This is a genomic window from Methanobrevibacter arboriphilus, assembly GCF_019669925.1.
GTDB lineage: Archaea > Methanobacteriota > Methanobacteria > Methanobacteriales > Methanobacteriaceae > Methanobinarius > Methanobinarius arboriphilus_A.
In genome coordinates this window covers 837,665-854,697 of sequence record NZ_AP019779.1, presented here as the reverse complement: position 1 = coordinate 854,697, position 17,033 = coordinate 837,665, and the positions used below count along the sequence as shown (strand labels likewise).

Below are 17,033 nucleotides of genomic sequence, written 5' to 3'. Positions count from 1 at the left end.
CTAAAATAAAGAATTTAGAATAATTAAAAATAGAATATCTAAAATAAAATTGAAATAAAGTCTCTAAAATAAGTTGAAATAACTATCTGACATAATTTAAAAAAATAAAATTTGTAGAAAAGTAAGTTTTGGGATTTAAATTAATCTAATTAATTGAAATAATTCCCAACAACTTTTTTTAAATTTTTTATACTTACTCTTTCTTGTTCTTCAGTATCTCTATCTCTAATTGTCACAGAATTATCTTCAAGACTATCATAGTCAATAGTAATAGCAATTGGAACTCCTATTTCATCTGCTCTAGCGTATCTTTTACCAATTGTTCCAGAAGTATCATAATCAACCATGAATCCAGAATTTCTAAGATTAGTTGTAATTTCAGTAGCTAAGCTATTTAATTCGCTTTTATTCATTAATGGAAAAACACCTACTTGTATTGGAGCAATTGAATTAGCTAATTTGAAATATTCTTTATCTTCCTCAGTTTCTGCTGTATGGAATGAGTGTAAAAGTACTGAGTATAATATCCGATCAATACCAAATGAAGGTTCAATTACATGAGGTATGATCTTTTTTCCCTTAATTTCTTCTTCAACATCTTCAAAAGTAACATGTTCATTTTTTATTTCAAAAGCTTCTCCATCAATTAAGGCTTCATAGATTCCATCTTTTTTGATTGATGTTTTAATTTTTTCAACCATTACACTATCTATATTTTCTAGGAATGACTTCACTTTTGGAGCATTTTGCTTAAATGAAGGACCAAATTTAGCCATATTTGGCTTTGCTATTGTTTTAGATATTATTTTAGGTTCTTCGTATTGGATAAAAATGTTTAATTCTTCATTACTATGTTTGGAATGGGATTTTAAATCATAATCTCCTCTATCAGCTATTCCTATAATTTCAACCCATCCATATCTATCTGTTTTAACTTCAACATCCCAACAATCAATTGCATAATGAGCCATTTCATTTGGAAGATGTTGTCTGAATCTTAATACTTCATCAGGAATTCCAAGCTCTTTTAAAAACTTTTTAGCTAAATATATTTGATAAATTAAAATTTCATTAGCTACGATACCATTTTCAAGTGCTTCTTTAGCAGATATTGTTATTGGATCTTTTCCTTCGATCTGTGTTTTTTGGGAGTTTAGAACTAGTTTTTCATCAGCTATTGTGTTGAATTTAGGGTGTGTTTTATTTTCAGGGTCAACAAATATTTCTGCTTCTGCTTGTGTAAATTCTCTAAGTCTTATTACTCCTTGTCTAGGTGAAATTTCATTCCTATAAGCTTTTCCTAGTTGTACTGTTCCGAAAGGTAGTTTATTTTTGAAGAATCTTGAAAGTCTTTTGAAAAGTATAAATATTCCTTGAGCGGTTTCTGGACGCATATATCCAGTTTTATTTCCTTTAGCTCCAATATTAGTTTTAAACATAAGGTTATAGTTCCAAATTTCACTTAATTTATCTCCACAGTTTGGACAATTGACATTATGTTTTTTAACAATTTTATCTAACTCTTCATTAGTCATACCTTCTACTTCAAGGTTAGTTACTTCTTCTATTATATGATCTGCTCTAAAAACATCTTTACAACCATCACATTGTGCCATAGGGTCTGTAAAATTATCAACATGTCCTGATGCTTTTAAAACTTCTTCAGGAGTTACTGCTGGGCTTTCTATTTCATAGAATCCTTCTCCAGCTATATATTGTTTTCTCCATAGTTGCATAATATTATTTTTTAAAATAGCTCCAAGAGGTCCATAATCAGTAAATCCAGAAACTCCTGAATAAATTTCAAAGGACGGCCATAGAAAACCTCTTTTTGTACTGATATTTATCATTTTTTCATGATTCATTAATATTACTCCAATTTAATCGAAAAATTTTATATATACTTTTAGATACATCTTTTGGTATGCTTTAGATATCTTTAGATATATTTTTAGATTTGTTAATTAATTTATTATTAGATTTATTTTTAAATCTATTTTAAGTTTATTTTTTAGATTTGTTAATTAATCTATTATTAGATTTATTTTTAAGGTTATTACTCAATTTATTAAATCTTTCTAAGTTCATAATCTTGCTTTATTCGACTACTTTCTGGACGAGTCTGTCCCATATATTTGCTGTCTCTTTCAGGATGTCCATATGGTTTTTCTGCACTAGAGGTCATAGTTTCAAAAACTATCTGACAAGCTCGTTGTCCTGGATATAGGGCAACTGGCATCTTACCAATGTTTGAAATTTCTAGTGTGATTTTACCTTCAAAACCAGGATCTATATATCCTGCAGTTACATGCATGGTTATCCCAAGTCTTCCCATTGAAGAACGCCCTTCGACTCTAGCCACTAAATTATCTGGTATTTTAACAGTTTCATATGTTGTAGCTAATGCAAATTCATTTGGATGTATAATGAATGATTCTCCTTCTTTTATATGCATGGAATCCATGTATGAATCAAGGTCTTCAGGATCTTTTGGATCAATAAATGGCTTTTTAATAATTTTAAATCCTTTGAATTCATTTCCAATTCTTAAATCAACTGATGATGGTTGAATTTGTTTTTCAAAGTCTTCTAGAGGGTCTATGCTTATTTTTCCTTCTTTTAGATATTTTTTTATGTCTTTGTCACTTAAAATTGCCATTCATTAGTCTCCAATCCAGTAGTTTTTAATTCTTTTATATAAAATTTATTTATTATAATGATTATTAGTATTTTTGTTTTATATTAATCAATTTATGATGATGCTCGTGTATGATGATTTTTGTGATAATTATTTATATTTTTAATTTTTTTATTATAATTTTTATTATTATTTTTATTATTAAATTTTTTATTATTACTCTATTATTTTTTATTATTATTCTTATTATTATCTTTTTTATTATTACTTTTATTATTTTTTTTATTATTTCTACTATTTCTTTTTATTATTTTTATATTATTGAAATTTTCATATTTTTAGATATATTAACAACATTAATAAAATTAATAATATTAACAACATTGATAATATTAATAATATTAATAGATATACTTAAAATATGGATTATAGCTAAAATATTAATTATATTTAAAAAGGAATATTGATAATATATACTTATATATAAGATTTATAGATAAAAAAATTTAATTTTAGAATATTAATCTACTATTATAAAATTTAATAATGTAAATTATTCAAATTTCATTAATATTCTTCTTAAAATTCCTTTTAGAGTATGTGCTTCTCTTCCTGTGATAAATGCTCTATTGATTATATTTTTAAATGATTTTATTCCTGTTTTTTCTTTATGTTCTGGGATATTTAATTTTTTTATTATATCTTCCATATCTTTTAGAAGATATTCTTTTTCAATTCTTGTTGCTTCTTCTAATCCTTCTACTGGAAATTCATTTCTATTTTTAAATAATTCATAAAAAATAATGGCTGCTGCATGAGATATATTCATAATTGGATAGCTATGCTCTGTTGGAATGCTGACTATAATATCACACGTTTCTATTTCTTCATTATAAAGTCCATTACCTTCTCTTCCAAAAATTAAAGCGATTTTTTTGTTTAAATTTATAGATTTCCCTAATTCTTCTGGTTTTATTGGAATACGTGATAGATTATAGCTTCCTCCTGGTGTGCCTGTAGATCCAACTATAAAATCTATTTCTTTCTTTTTTAAAAAATCATCAAGATTAGGGTATGTGTTTGCAACGGCATTTTCTACAATATATTTTGCATGCATAGCTTGATAATAAGCATCTTCTTTTAGATTACAAGGATTTATTAGTATTAAGTTTTCCAATCCAAAATTTGCCATGGCCCTTGCTAAAAATCCAACATTTCCTGAAGATTCACACTCTACAAAAACAACAAATATATTATCTTTAAATCTATTATAGTTTTTTGAAAATCTAATTTCTTCTGCAGTTGAAAGTTTTTTACCTCTTTTTTTTGCAGTTGATTTTGCTTTAGAATTACTCTTTTCTTTTTCTTCATCTAAGACAGTAGTATCCTCTTTAATAACTACTATTTCTTCTGAGATTGTGTCTCCTACTTGATCACCTCCTCAATCTTATTTGTCATCATATGACATTTTTAGAAGTTCTAATATGTTCATAACTTTAATATTGTCTAAACCTTCTTTATTTAATGCATCTTGGATATTGTATTGACAAAATGGACATATACTAATTACTGCATCAACATCAAGTTCTTCAACCATTTCTGCTTTTTTCTTACCTAATCCAAATGCTATTTCTGGTTTTGCAGCTCTAACTCCACCACCAGCTCCACAACATTGGTCTGGTTTTTCCATTTCTATAAATTCAACACCTTTAATCTTATTAAGTATTTCTCTAGGTTCTTCTTTTATCCCTTGACCTCTATTGAGGTGACATGGATCATGATATGTGACTTTGAGATTCAAATCTTTCATTTGTTTTGTATCAAGATTTTTAGCTAAAAATTCACTTATGTCCATTACATTTAGATTTACTCCATATTTAGGATAATCATTCTTTAATGTAGCTCCACAACCAGCACACATTGTAATTATAGTATCATAATCAGATAATGCATCTTTATTTTTTAAAACAAGGTTTTCTACAATTTCAGTTTGCCCAGTTCTTAGCATTGGAGATCCACAACAAATTTGATCTTCGGGAACATCAACTTCAATTCCATTTTTCTTTAAAACATCGATAAGGGCAAAACCAACATTTTGAAGTCTATAATCGATCATACATCCTGTAAAAACAGCTATTTTTCCTTTTTTACTTTCATTTTCATTTTCACTATTTGGGGATACTTTTTCTTTTTCTGTTTTGTTTTGTTCTTTAGAAACTGTTTTAATGAAACTTTCATCTAATTCTTCAACAGATCTTCCAGTTTTTGAAATAAGTTCTTTAACTTCTTTATGTGCTTCAAGAGGTCCTAAATCTTTCATATTTGCTATAGCTCTTAATTTTTCTATAGCGTCTCCAAAACTATTAATTTCTTTTGGACATATTTCTCCACATTTACCACAACTAGTACAATAGTATAATCCTTCATCAATACTTTCTTTTGTTCTTTCTCCAATGTCTCTAGGATCAAAATCAAATTTTGATATATATCTCATGAAATAAGGTCCTGCAAATTCTTTTGTTTCTTTTATTACAGGGCACACTGAAAGACAGGAATAGCATTCAATACAACTTCTAACTTTTTTAGTGTCCATACATTCTTCATTTTCAATAATTGAAGGACATCCACAGCCATCTAGTTTTATATTATTTGTTTCAGAGGATTTTTTTAGATCTTTGAATTCCTTATTTTTGTTTTCATCAATTTCTTTATTTTCATTAATTTCATTAATTTCATTTTCATTAACTTCATTATCATTAATTTCATTATTTTCTATGTAGTTATTATCTTTATTATATTCATTACTTTCATTATTCTCATTGTTTTTATCTTTATCATCTGTTTCTAAGAATAACTCCATATTAGCTACTTTTTCTTCAATCTTAGTTTTGTCTACAATTAAATCTTTTATCACTGGAAAGTCTAAAGGTTCTATTTTTGATTTATCTTTTATTTCAGATTTGCATGCAAGAACTACTTCTCCATTCATTTTTAAAGCACAAGAACCACATTGCCCTGCTCTGCATGAACTTCTGAAACTTAAATTATCATTATAATTTTCATTTATGGCGATTAATGCATCTAGTATCTTCATCTTATATTTTTTCTCGATTTTATATTTTTTAAAGTAAGGCTCTTTATCTTTTTCCCTATCAAACCTTAATACTTCAATTTCAATCATTTTATCTCCAGATTCCCCTATTTATTATTTTTATAATATTTATTATTATTTATATGGTTATCTTTATTACTTTTATTATTTTTATTATTATATTTATTACTTCTATTATTATTTGTATTATTATATTTATTATTTTTATTATTATTTTTAATTATAATTTTAAATGCCATTATAATCCATATTTATCTTTTTAATTTTTACTTTTTAATTCAAAAAGTATATTTATTAATTAATCTAAAAATAGTTTTATGTTATAATTTTTATTATAGTTTCATATTATAAATTATAGTTTTATATTATAAAATTTTATATTATAATTAACCTTTATACTATAATTTTATGCTTTGCTATGATTTTATATTATAATTATGCTTTACTATATTTTATGTTTATTATTATAGTATGTTTATTATATTACTTATAATTATTGATTAACTTATGGATTAGCTTAATACTTGTTTTATAATAGTATTATGTCTTTTACCACTTAAATTATTTTGTTTATACTGTTTATATTATTTATGGTGTGTAATAATGGATTTGAATCAATTAGTGAATGGTAAATCTGGAGATAAAGAATTTCTGTTAGGTAATGAAGCAGCTGTTAGGGGTGCTATTGAAGCTGGTGTTTCAGTTGCTGCAACATATCCTGGGACTCCTTCTTCTGAAATTGGGAATATTCTTTCTATTCTTGCAAAGGATGCAGGATTGTTTTTTGAATTTTCTATCAATGAAAAAGTAGCAATGGAAGTTGCAGCTAGTAGTGCTGCTAGTGGACTAAAATCTTTCACATTTATGAAACATGTTGGCTTAAATGTAGCATCAGATTCATTTTTAACTGCAGTTTATACTGGAACTCCTGGGGGGATGGTTGTTTTATCTGCTGATGATCCTTCTATGTTTTCTTCTCAAAATGAACAAGATAATCGTCATTATGCTAGGTTAGCTAATTGTCCTGTTTTAGAACCTTCAAACCCTCAAGAAGTTAAAGATATGATGAAATATGGCTATGAACTATCAAAAGAGTTTAGTATTCCAGTAATTTTACGTACTACTACCCGAATTTCTCATATGAGGGGTGTTGTAGAATTGGGTGATGTTGAAATTATTAATAATAAAACAGATGATTTTAATAATATTAATTTTGCCAAAAACGTTCATTGGGAAAAAGGTTTTTTTAAAAAGGATCCAAAACAGTTTGTTCCAGTTCCAGAGAATTCTATGGTAATGCATGAAAAACTTGTAGCTAAGATGGAAGATATTGAAGAATTAGCTAATAATTCCGATTTAAACTTTATTTTTAATTCATTTGAAAATATTAATTCTGAAAATGTTAAACCTAAGTCTAAATATGGAATAATATCTAGTGGTAGTGCTTTTAATTATGCTTATGATGTTGTTGTTGAGGATAATCTAGCTAATTTAGGCTTTAATATTTTAAAATTAGGTTTTACTTATCCATTCCCAAAAGATTTAGTTTTAGATTTTATTGAAGGATTGGATGGTATCTTTGTAGTTGAAGAAGTTGATCCAATAATGGAAAAAGAAGTTTTAGCTATTATTGGTGAGGTTGGAATTGATATTCCTGTTTTTGGAAAATTAGATGGTAATTTTCCACTTATTCATGAATTTAATTCTGATATTGTTAGAGATTCTATAAATAAAGTCATTGATTCATCTTTTAATACTATAAATACTATTAATACTATTAATACTATTAATAATGGCAATAATATTAATAATACTAATAAGGGCAGTAATAGTAATAACATTAATAATAATATTAATAATAGTAATAATAGTAGTAATGATTTAAACATTAATAAAAGGTTAAAAGATATAAAAGATAATTTACCTTCTAGACCTCCTACATTATGTCCTGGTTGTTCTCATAGAGCTACTTACTTTGGTGTTAGACGTGCAGCTGAAGAATTAAATATTTCAAATGAAAATCTTATTTTTTCTTCAGATATTGGTTGTTATACTCTTGGTGTAAGTCCTCCTTATGAAACTACTGATTATTTATTGTCTATGGGGTCTAGTATTGGTGATGCATGTGGATTCTCAGTTGCTACAAATCAACATATTGTTAGTTTTATTGGAGATTCTACTTTTTTCCATGGTGGAATACCTCCTCTTATAAATGGGGTTCATAATAAACATAAATTTGTAGTAACCATTCTTGATAATCGTACAACTGCCATGACTGGAGGTCAACCTAATCCTGGACTTCCCGTTGATGGAATGGGAAATCAAGCTCCAGAAATTTCAATTGAAGAAATCGCCAAAGCTTGTGGTTGTGAATTTGTAGAAACTATTAATCCTATGAATTTAAGTAAAACTATTGATACTTATAAAAGGGCACTTGAATATGATGGAGTATCTGTTATAATTGCTAAACACCCTTGTACTCTTATTAAAGGATTAAAAAGAAAAAGACCTATGGTTATAAAAGAAAATAAATGTAATAACTGTCAAAATTGTGTAACTACTTTAGCATGTCCTGCTATTTCTATTGTTGATGGTAAAGTGGAAATCGATGATCTTCTTTGTAAAGGATGTACTGTTTGTGTACAGATGTGTGATGAAAAAGCTATTGGTGTTAAAAAAGATATCTAATTATCTATATTAATATTTACCTATAGATTAAATTTTATCTGGAGGAAAATAATGCTTAATAAAGAAAATTCTTATAATGTTTATATTTGTGGAGTTGGTGGTCAGGGAATAATTAAAACTTCAGTTATTATTGGTGAAGCAGCTATGAATGAAGGTTATGATGTTGTAATGAGTGAAATTCATGGAATGTCCCAAAGAGGAGGTGTAGTATCTACTGAATTGAGAATTGGTGGATATAAAAGCTCTATAATTGAAAAATTTAAATCTGATATAATTTTAGCTTTTGAACCATCTGAGGCTGTAAGGGCTCTTGATAAGGCAAATAAAAATACTAAAATCATATTTAACACATCTCCAATAATTCCATCCACTTTAAACCAATTTAATCAGGTTTATCCAAGTGTCAATAGTATTACTGAGAGTCTAAATGAAAATTATGACTCGGTATATCCTGTTGAGGGAGAAAAATTAGCTATTGAATCTGGAAGTATATTATCTCTGAATATGGTTCTTCTTGGTGCAGCTATAGCTAATGATACTTTTCCTCTTTCAAAAAAATCAATTATAGAATCTATGAAAAATAATTTAAACATTAAATTCCATAATATGAATTTAAATGCTATTGAAAAAGGTTATAATATAGTTAAAAGTAGCTAGTTTAAAGTATTTATTATTTTTATTATTAAAATAAATTTTATATAGATTTATATAAGATAAATAGGATAAATATTATAAAAATAGGAATATATTTAAAATATTATTAGTAATTTAATTATATAGGGGATTATATGAGTTACGAGATTAAAAACGCAATTATTCAAAGAGATGCTCTTGATGAAAGCTTTGAATTAATTGATCCAAATGGACTTTTTAAAGAAAAAGATATTTTAATTGCTATTGATAGTGATACATTAATAACAATCCAATTATTAATAAAATCAATTTTAAGAAATGATTTTAAGAAATGGAATGAAATTAATGAATTAACTGATGGAGAATCTATTGCTAATTTATTTGTTAAATTAGGATATAAAAGAGAAGAAGTTGCTGAACTTTTGAAAAGTCTTGAATAATAATGTTTAAATTAATTAAGCTAAATAAATTTAGCTTAAAGTTTTTAGATTTTAACTTAATTGTTTAAACTTATCTAAATTAGTTTTATGTCTTCAGCAGTTAGTATGTTGGCTTTTTTTTCTTTTAAAACTTTTATTCCTTCGTCAATATTTTCTAATCTTACTACAACAATAGCTTCATCACTTTTTTTACTAACAAATGCATAGATATATTCTACATTTATATTTTCATCATCGAGATGTCCTAAAATAGTGTTCAAACCATTTGGTTTATCTGGAATTTCTATTATAATAACTTCATTTTCTTTTACAACAAAATTATTTTTTTCTAAGACTTTTTTTGCTTTTTCATTTTCTGATACTATTAGTCTTAGTATTCCAAATTTAGTTGTGTCTGCTATGGAAAGAGCCCTAATGTTTATATTCTCTTTTGCTAAAACATCCATAGCTTTTTTTAATCTACCTTCTTTGTTTTCAATAAATACAGATATTTGCTTGTTTTTCATGGAAATCCCTTTTTATAATTATTTTCCTCAATTTTATCAATGCTTAATTAATAAATGACATGAATAATAGATTATAGGCCATATTATTCTAATTTAAACCTATAATATTCTTTATTCAAAATTTCTTTCATCTATTACCCTTACAGCTTTTCCTTCACTTCTTGGAAGAGATTCTGGCTCAACTAAAGTGACATTAGCACGTAATCCTATTTCTTTTTGAATGATTTTAGATATATTGTCTTCTATAGACTCCATTATTCTCATTTCATCAGAAAATAGTTCTTTAGAAGTTTCTACTCTAACTTCGAGTTCATCTAAATGTCCGGGTCTTGTAACTACGATTTGATAGTTTGGTGTAAGCCCCTCTATTTTTAATAGTGCTCTTTCAATTTGTGATGGGAATACTATTACTCCTCTTATTTTAAGCATATCATCACTTCTACCAGTAATTCTAGACATTCTAGCTAGAGTTCTACCACAATCACATTTTTCATGTGTAATTGAGGTTATATCTTTGGTACGGAATCTTATAACTGGCATTCCTTCTCTTGTAAGTGTTGTTAATACTAACTCACCTTTTTTTCCATCTTCTAAAGGTTGCATTGTTTCAGAATCAATAATCTCTGGATAGAAATGGTCATCAGATATATGTAGTCCTGTTTTTTCTGGGCATTCCTGAGCTACTCCAGGTCCAATAACTTCAGTTAAGCCGTAAATATTAAGAGCAATGATTCCTAACCTTTTTTCAAGTTCTTCTCTCATTTCTTCAGTCCACATTTCTGCTCCAAATATTCCTGACTTTAAACTAATTTCGTCTGGAGTTAATCCTTCTTTTTCAAGAACTTCAGCTAAGTAAAGTGCATATGATGGAGTACATGTAAGAATCGTACTTTCAAAGTCTTTCATCACTTCAATTTGTCGTTTTGTGTTTCCTGCAGAAATAGGGATAACTGTTGCTCCTACTTTATGTCCTCCATAATGGATTCCAAGTCCTCCAGTAAAGAGTCCATACCCATAACAATTTTGAATTCGATCTCCACGTGTTCCAAGTCCCATGGTTATTGCTCTTGCACTAACTTCTGACCAAATTTCCAGATCTTTTTCAGTATATCCAGAAACAGTTGGTTTACCTGTTGTTCCAGAAGTTGTGTGGATTTCTATAATTTCTTCTTCTGGAACTGCAAACATTCCAAAAGGATAAGCATCTCGAAGGTCTGATTTTGTTGTAAAAGGTAATTTATTTATATCTTCAAGTGTTTTAATATCTTCAGGTTTTATCCCTGCTTTATCAAATTTATCTTTATAGAATGGAACATTTTCATAAGCTTTTTTAACTGTTTCTTTTAACCTTTTAAGTTGTAGTTCTCTTTTTTCTTTTAGGTCCATACATTCTAATTTTTCATCCCAAGCCATACTTATCCCTATGTGTATATATAATTAGTTTATATTAATTATATATTAGTTTATAGTATACATATATTAATTTATATCATTTATATATTAGTTTAATTATTAATATATTAATTTATATAGTATATTAAATTTATATTTTTATTAATAAATTATTCATGTTTTTAATATTTTTATTAATATTTTTAATATTTTTATTTATATTTTTTAATATTATATTTCTTATATTATTTTTACTAATATTTATTTTACATAGTATTATTTTTCATATTTAATAATACTTCATATTTAATAATACTATTTTTATAAATAGTGTTTTTATTAATATTATTTTTATTAATATTATGTTTTTTATATTATTTTTCATAATATTATTTTAATGCTTATCTTTCTAATATTTAAATAGGTTAATATTTTTTCTTCAATAGATTAATATTCTTTCTTCTTTATTTTTTATTTTTTTAAAAATTATTTAATGAAGTTACTTAATGCATTTACTATTATTTATTACATTTATTATAACTATTGAATATTAATTTTATAATCAGAAATTCATGTATAAAAGCTTATATAATACTAAAGTACAAAAAGAAATTTTGTAGATATATAGATTAAATTTAAACTTTTAAAGTCAGTTTCTTAGTTTTAAAATTATTTTTTAAATTTAGTTTATATTTGTAATATGGATTATAGTTATAATAGTGATTATATTATTAATGGTAGTCATAGTAATGACTCTTATATTGTTTGTAGTTTTATTAATTAGTATGTATTCTTTGTAGTTTTATATTAGTGGTTATAATATTGATTGTAGCCTATTAACAGTTATAATACTTTTGAGGTTTTTTTCATGAATTTAATAATTTTATCTATAGTTTTCTTAGTTTATTTTTTTGTGGTAGGCTATGTTGGATATATAGCTTGGAAAAGCACAAAATCTTCTGATGAATTTATGGTTGCTGGGCGAAAAACACATCCTTATATAATGGCATTGAGTTATGGTGCTACTTTTATAAGTACTGCCGCTATTGTAGGATTTGGAGGTATTGCAGGCCAATTTGGTATGAGTTTACTTTGGTTAGTATTCTTAAATATTTTTATTGGGGTTTTCATTGCATTTGTATTTATGGGTAAAAGAACTCGAAAAATGGGCCATAATCTTGGTTCTTTAACATTTCCTGAGTTTCTTTCCCGTCGTTTTGATAGTAGATTTATTCAATACTTTAGTGGTGGAATAATATTCTTTGGAATGCCTATTTATGCATCTGTTGTTCTTATTGGTGCTGCAAGATTTATGGAAACTTCTCTTTCAATTAGTTTCACTTTATCTCTTTTAATTTTATCAATCTTTGTTGCTTTCTATGTTATCTTTGGAGGAATAAGGGGAGTAATGTATACTGAAGCTGTTCAAGGAACAATAATGTTTTTTGGAATGATTTTTTTACTTATATTTACTTATTGGATTCTTGGTGGAGTTACAGAATCTCAAACAGCCCTTACAAACCTTGCACCTCACTTTCCAGCATCGGCTCAAGCTTTAGGTGGAACAGGATGGACAACTTTCCCAACTTTGGGAAGTCCTTTTTGGTGGACACTTGTTTCCACAATTATTATGGGTGTTGGTATCGGTGTACTTGCCCAACCACAACTTATTGTCAGATTTATGACTGTTAAATCTGATAAAGAACTTAATAGGGCGGTTTTAATGGGAGGACTATTTATAGCAGTTATAACTGGTTCTGCTTATATAGTTGGTTCTTTATCGAATGTTTATTTCTTTAATACGCTGGGTCAAATATCTGTGGACGTTGTTGGGGGAAATGTTGATAAGATTATTCCAACCTTCATTAATTTTGCTCTCCCAGAATGGTTTGTATATATATTTTTATTAACATTACTTGCAGCAGCCATGTCTACTTTAAGTTCTCAATATCATGCTCAAGGAACTTCTTTAGGAAGAGATATATATGAAACTTTGAAAAAGAAAAAAAATATTGAATCAATCTCATTAACTCGTATTGGGATTTTAATAGCTGTAGTTTTAGCATTTGTTCTTAGTTTAATATTGCCAGGAAGTGTAGTAGCTCAGGGAACTGCTCTTTTTTATGGGATATGTGCCGCAGCATTTTTAAGTGTTTATATATGTGCATTGTTTTGGAAAAGAACCACAAGAGAAGGAGCTATTGCAGGAATTGTTTCTGGTACAGTAACAAGTCTCTTTTGGTTAATATTTGTATATGGAAAAACAGCTGAAGGTCTAGGTATTTGTCAATTTTTAACAGGTCAACCAATGCTTATTTCAGCTATGCCATGGCCAGCAATTGATGCATTAATAGTGGCTGTACCAATATCATTTATATTTACTATAGTTGTAAGTTTACTTACAAAACCAATGGATCAAGAACAATTGGATAAATGTTATAAAGGTTTTAAATCAAATAAAAAAATTGAAGGAAAATAATTTTGTTAAATTAATTTTTTAATTATTATAACTAATTATTAAAATAAAATTAATTATTAAACAAATTGTTAAAATAAGTCAACTATTAATATAAACTGGTTGTAAGATGAATTGTTAAAATAAAGTTAATTATTAAAATAAGATTAATTATTAATATATGGTGTAAAAATGATTTTAGGAATACCTGATCCATGGGTTTTAAGTGGTTATTTACTTGTAATACTATCTACACTTTTATGTGTCGTTTATGGTATCATAAATTGGAATAAGGGTGATGATGAAAACTATTCTGAAGAATAGCTTTTTCATTATTTCTTAACTTATTATAACTTATTATTCTATTATAATTTTATAATTTAATTTCCACTAATTTATGTTACTTATGCTAAATATTAAATATTGTAATATACAAATATATTCATAGATTTAATTGATATTGTAAATTATTATATATTTTGAATAATAATTGAATAATAATTTTATTTAATTATATATCTAATTATTTAATTATATATTAGAATATTTTATATAGTAACTATTTTAGAGGAATAAACATGAAGATTATCGAAAATATCGTTGGGAAAGAAGTTGTTAATACTGACGCTGTATTAATAGGTAAAGTATCTGATGTTGAATTTAATGATGTTACAAAAGAAGTAGAATCTTTAATTTTAAAAAAAGGCGGAATATCAGAAACTTTGAACATTTCTAAAAGTGAAGATATAATTCCTTATGATATGATAAGCAAAATTGGAGATAAAATCCTTCTAAAAGATGCTTTTGATTAACAATATATAAAAATTTTAAATATATAAAATTTTAGTATAATAGATAAATTTTAAGCTTAAATAGATGTTAATTTTGCATAAATTAAAAATTCTATATGAATTAAAAAGTATATTTAATATTATATCTATCTAATATTTATTTAGTATCTATTATTTATTTAGTATTTATTATTCTAATTTAGTAATCTATTTATTTAGATATTTACGTGTTTTATATACCTATATATTTCTTTTATTGGTTCTCTAATTTTAATATTGATGTTTTCGTAATTTTAAGCATGTTTATGTTTTATAAATTATTGTAAATTAACTTTAGACTAATTTTAGACTAATTTTAGGTTAATTTTAGGTTAATTTTAGATTATTTGTAGATTATATATAGCTTGTTTATATTATTTGTAGACTTTTAATTTAGCTATAGATTTTTAGATTTAAGAATTTAATTTCATTTTATAATTTTTCGGTGGTTTGATGGCTTCAAAAGAATATTTAATTAGTATTTTAAAAGATAATAATGTTTTTAAAACAGGAGATTTTGTACTTTCCTCTGGAAAGAAAAGTAATTATTATATTGATATGAAAAAAGCTATAACAGAACCTAATATTTTGAAAACTATAGCTGAACTCATAGATCAAGCTATTAGTAGTGAAAAGATTGATAAAGTTGCAGGACCTGCTTTGGGAGCGGTTCCAATTGCTACAGCACTTTCATTAAAGTCTGAAATTCCTCTTTTGATGATAAGGAAAGAAAAAAAGGGTTATGGGACTTCAAAACTTATTGAAGGAGAATTAAATGATGGTGATAATGTGGTTGTAGTTGAAGATGTGACAACAACAGGAGGTTCTCTACTTAAAGCTATAAAAGCTATTCAAGAAAATGGTGGAATTGTAAAAAAAGCTTTTGTTGTTGTTGATAGGGAAGAAGGAGCTATTTCTTCATTAAACGATGAAGGAATCTTAATTGAACCTTTGATATCAGTTAATGAATTTTTTTAGGTTTTTTATAAATTTTTTATATATTCTTTATATATTTTTTATATATTTTTTTATAATTTATGTGTTAAATTTTATTTTTATTTTGGGTATTAAATTTTATTTTTATTCATTTAAATGCTTTTTTAAGTGTCCTAATTCATCAATAATTAATGATATTCCTAATTTCACTGCATTTGGAGATCCTGGCATTGAAAATATAATAGTTTTCCCATAAGTTCCTGCAACTGCTCGTGATAACATAGCTCCTGAACCTAATTTTTCATAGCTTTTTAATCTGAATATCTCTCCAAAACCATTTATTTTTTTTTCAAAAAGAGGTTTTACAGTTTCAATTGTTATATCTCTACTTCCAATCCCTGTACCTCCAGTTGTAAGTATAACATCAATATTTTCAGCTTTCATCTTTTCAATTATTTTTAACAATTGTTTTTTTTCATCAGGGATTATTTCATAGGATTTTACAGTATATTTTTTCTTTAATTCTTCAACTATTATTTCTCCTGAGAGGTCAGTATTTACACCGTTTTGTTTATCCTTATATTTTGTATCACTGAGGGTTATAACCCCACAATTCACTTTAATTGGTGATTTCTTTTTATGTTCTTCCATTGTTTCACTTTTCATTTTATAGCTCTCCTTTTTAGATATGGTTTATAAGATTGTTTTATTCATTTATTTTAGGTTTTTTCAATGAATATTTTTTAAAATCATTTTTCAACTGATTTTAATAATAAGATTGTTATATTAATACTTAATTGTTACATTATTCTATTAATCAACTGTTATATTATTGATAGTTATATTAATAATATATTAATGCCTTTTTAATATAAACTTAATATTAGTTATTTTAATTCAATAATCTATTTTTAGATAAACTATTGAGCTAAACATTTACTCAATATCTTAAGTATTATATTTAATACTATTTTTATTGGTATTATTACATTTGTTAAATATTGATATTACAATTACTAAATATTATAATTATTAAAATATTATAATTGTTGAGTATTACGGTTATTGACTATGCATTTATTGAGTATTATTTGAGTATTATTATTACACATATTAAGTAGTAATATTATACTTATTATATATTAATAGTACATTTAGGTATTAAATAGACATTTAATATTAGTAATTATTAAATATTATCAGTTTATTTAATATTATTATTATAATTTTATTCAATATTATCATTAATAACAAATAATGTGTTATTGTCATGTATTTAATGAAAATCTTTTTATTTAATAAAAAAGTTTTTATTATTAATTATTTTTTATAACACATTCATTAAATAGAGTTTAAGCTATTTTAAAAAAAGAACAATATAGTGAGGAGGGTAGGGACCAAAA

At 25.7% G+C, this 17,033-nt stretch carries 14 protein-coding genes; 7 read left to right on the top strand and 7 right to left on the bottom strand.

Annotation, left to right across the window (positions count from 1 at the left end; all coding sequences use genetic code 11):
* Positions 1-149: 149 nt before the first annotated feature.
* The 4 genes from glyS to tfrB form a co-directional block, all read right to left on the bottom strand.
* On the bottom strand, positions 150-1,865 hold the full coding sequence (gene glyS, locus MarbSA_RS03750; protein ID WP_054835323.1) for a glycine--tRNA ligase: 1,716 nt from the start codon (positions 1,863-1,865) through the stop codon (positions 150-152).
* Between the two features lie 203 nt (positions 1,866-2,068).
* Positions 2,069-2,659, bottom strand: coding sequence for a dCTP deaminase (gene dcd / locus MarbSA_RS03745; RefSeq protein ID WP_054835322.1), 591 nt, complete (start codon positions 2,657-2,659; stop codon positions 2,069-2,071).
* Positions 2,660-3,191: 532 nt separating this feature from the next.
* Positions 3,192-4,043 (bottom strand): TrmJ/YjtD family RNA methyltransferase, encoded by an 852-nt coding sequence (locus tag MarbSA_RS03740; protein ID WP_432420122.1) that lies wholly within the window; start codon positions 4,041-4,043, stop codon positions 3,192-3,194.
* Positions 4,044-4,085: 42 nt separating this feature from the next.
* Positions 4,086-5,819: a fumarate reductase (CoM/CoB) subunit TfrB gene (tfrB, locus tag MarbSA_RS03735; protein ID WP_221061883.1), complete on the bottom strand. Its 1,734-nt coding sequence runs from the start codon at positions 5,817-5,819 to the stop codon at positions 4,086-4,088.
* A 534-nt stretch (positions 5,820-6,353) separates the two neighbouring features.
* Here tfrB and MarbSA_RS03730 point away from each other — a divergent pair.
* The 3 genes from MarbSA_RS03730 (at position 6,354) to MarbSA_RS03720 (ending at position 9,511) form a co-directional block, all read left to right on the top strand.
* The gene (locus MarbSA_RS03730; RefSeq protein WP_221061882.1) at positions 6,354-8,438 is read left to right on the top strand and encodes a thiamine pyrophosphate-dependent enzyme; all 2,085 of its coding nucleotides are present in this window, start codon (positions 6,354-6,356) and stop codon (positions 8,436-8,438) included.
* A 51-nt stretch (positions 8,439-8,489) separates the two neighbouring features.
* Positions 8,490-9,095 (top strand): indolepyruvate oxidoreductase subunit beta, encoded by a 606-nt coding sequence (locus MarbSA_RS03725; RefSeq protein WP_054835293.1) that lies wholly within the window; start codon positions 8,490-8,492, stop codon positions 9,093-9,095.
* A 131-nt stretch (positions 9,096-9,226) separates the two neighbouring features.
* A complete protein-coding gene (locus tag MarbSA_RS03720; protein WP_042701748.1) occupies positions 9,227-9,511 on the top strand; it encodes a hypothetical protein in 285 nt (94 codons plus the stop codon).
* 74 nt (positions 9,512-9,585) lie between these two features.
* On the opposite strand, the gene MarbSA_RS03715 is transcribed toward MarbSA_RS03720, so the two are convergent.
* Positions 9,586-10,017: an ACT domain-containing protein gene (locus tag MarbSA_RS03715; RefSeq protein ID WP_221061881.1), complete on the bottom strand. Its 432-nt coding sequence runs from the start codon at positions 10,015-10,017 to the stop codon at positions 9,586-9,588.
* A 111-nt stretch (positions 10,018-10,128) separates the two neighbouring features.
* Positions 10,129-11,430 carry a phenylacetate--CoA ligase family protein gene (locus tag MarbSA_RS03710; RefSeq protein WP_042701742.1) on the bottom strand — a complete coding sequence of 434 codons (1,302 nt, stop codon included), beginning with the start codon at positions 11,428-11,430 and terminating at the stop codon, positions 10,129-10,131.
* An 847-nt stretch (positions 11,431-12,277) separates the two neighbouring features.
* Between MarbSA_RS03710 and MarbSA_RS03705 the strand changes: the two genes are divergently transcribed.
* From MarbSA_RS03705 to pyrE, 4 genes are all read left to right on the top strand, one after another.
* Positions 12,278-13,888: a sodium:solute symporter family protein gene (locus MarbSA_RS03705; protein WP_221061880.1), complete on the top strand. Its 1,611-nt coding sequence runs from the start codon at positions 12,278-12,280 to the stop codon at positions 13,886-13,888.
* Between the two features lie 168 nt (positions 13,889-14,056).
* Positions 14,057-14,188 carry a symporter small accessory protein gene (locus MarbSA_RS10410; RefSeq protein WP_263641191.1) on the top strand — a complete coding sequence of 44 codons (132 nt, stop codon included), beginning with the start codon at positions 14,057-14,059 and terminating at the stop codon, positions 14,186-14,188.
* A gap of 254 nt (positions 14,189-14,442) precedes the next feature.
* Entirely contained in the window at positions 14,443-14,676 is a 234-nt protein-coding gene (locus tag MarbSA_RS03700; RefSeq protein WP_054835412.1) for a PRC-barrel domain-containing protein, read from the top strand.
* A gap of 471 nt (positions 14,677-15,147) precedes the next feature.
* Positions 15,148-15,672, top strand: coding sequence for an orotate phosphoribosyltransferase (gene pyrE / locus MarbSA_RS03695; RefSeq protein ID WP_054835411.1), 525 nt, complete (start codon positions 15,148-15,150; stop codon positions 15,670-15,672).
* A gap of 102 nt (positions 15,673-15,774) precedes the next feature.
* Here pyrE and MarbSA_RS03690 read toward each other — a convergent pair whose 3' ends face one another.
* Positions 15,775-16,296: a MogA/MoaB family molybdenum cofactor biosynthesis protein gene (locus MarbSA_RS03690; protein ID WP_221061879.1), complete on the bottom strand. Its 522-nt coding sequence runs from the start codon at positions 16,294-16,296 to the stop codon at positions 15,775-15,777.
* Positions 16,297-17,033 lie beyond the last annotated feature (737 nt).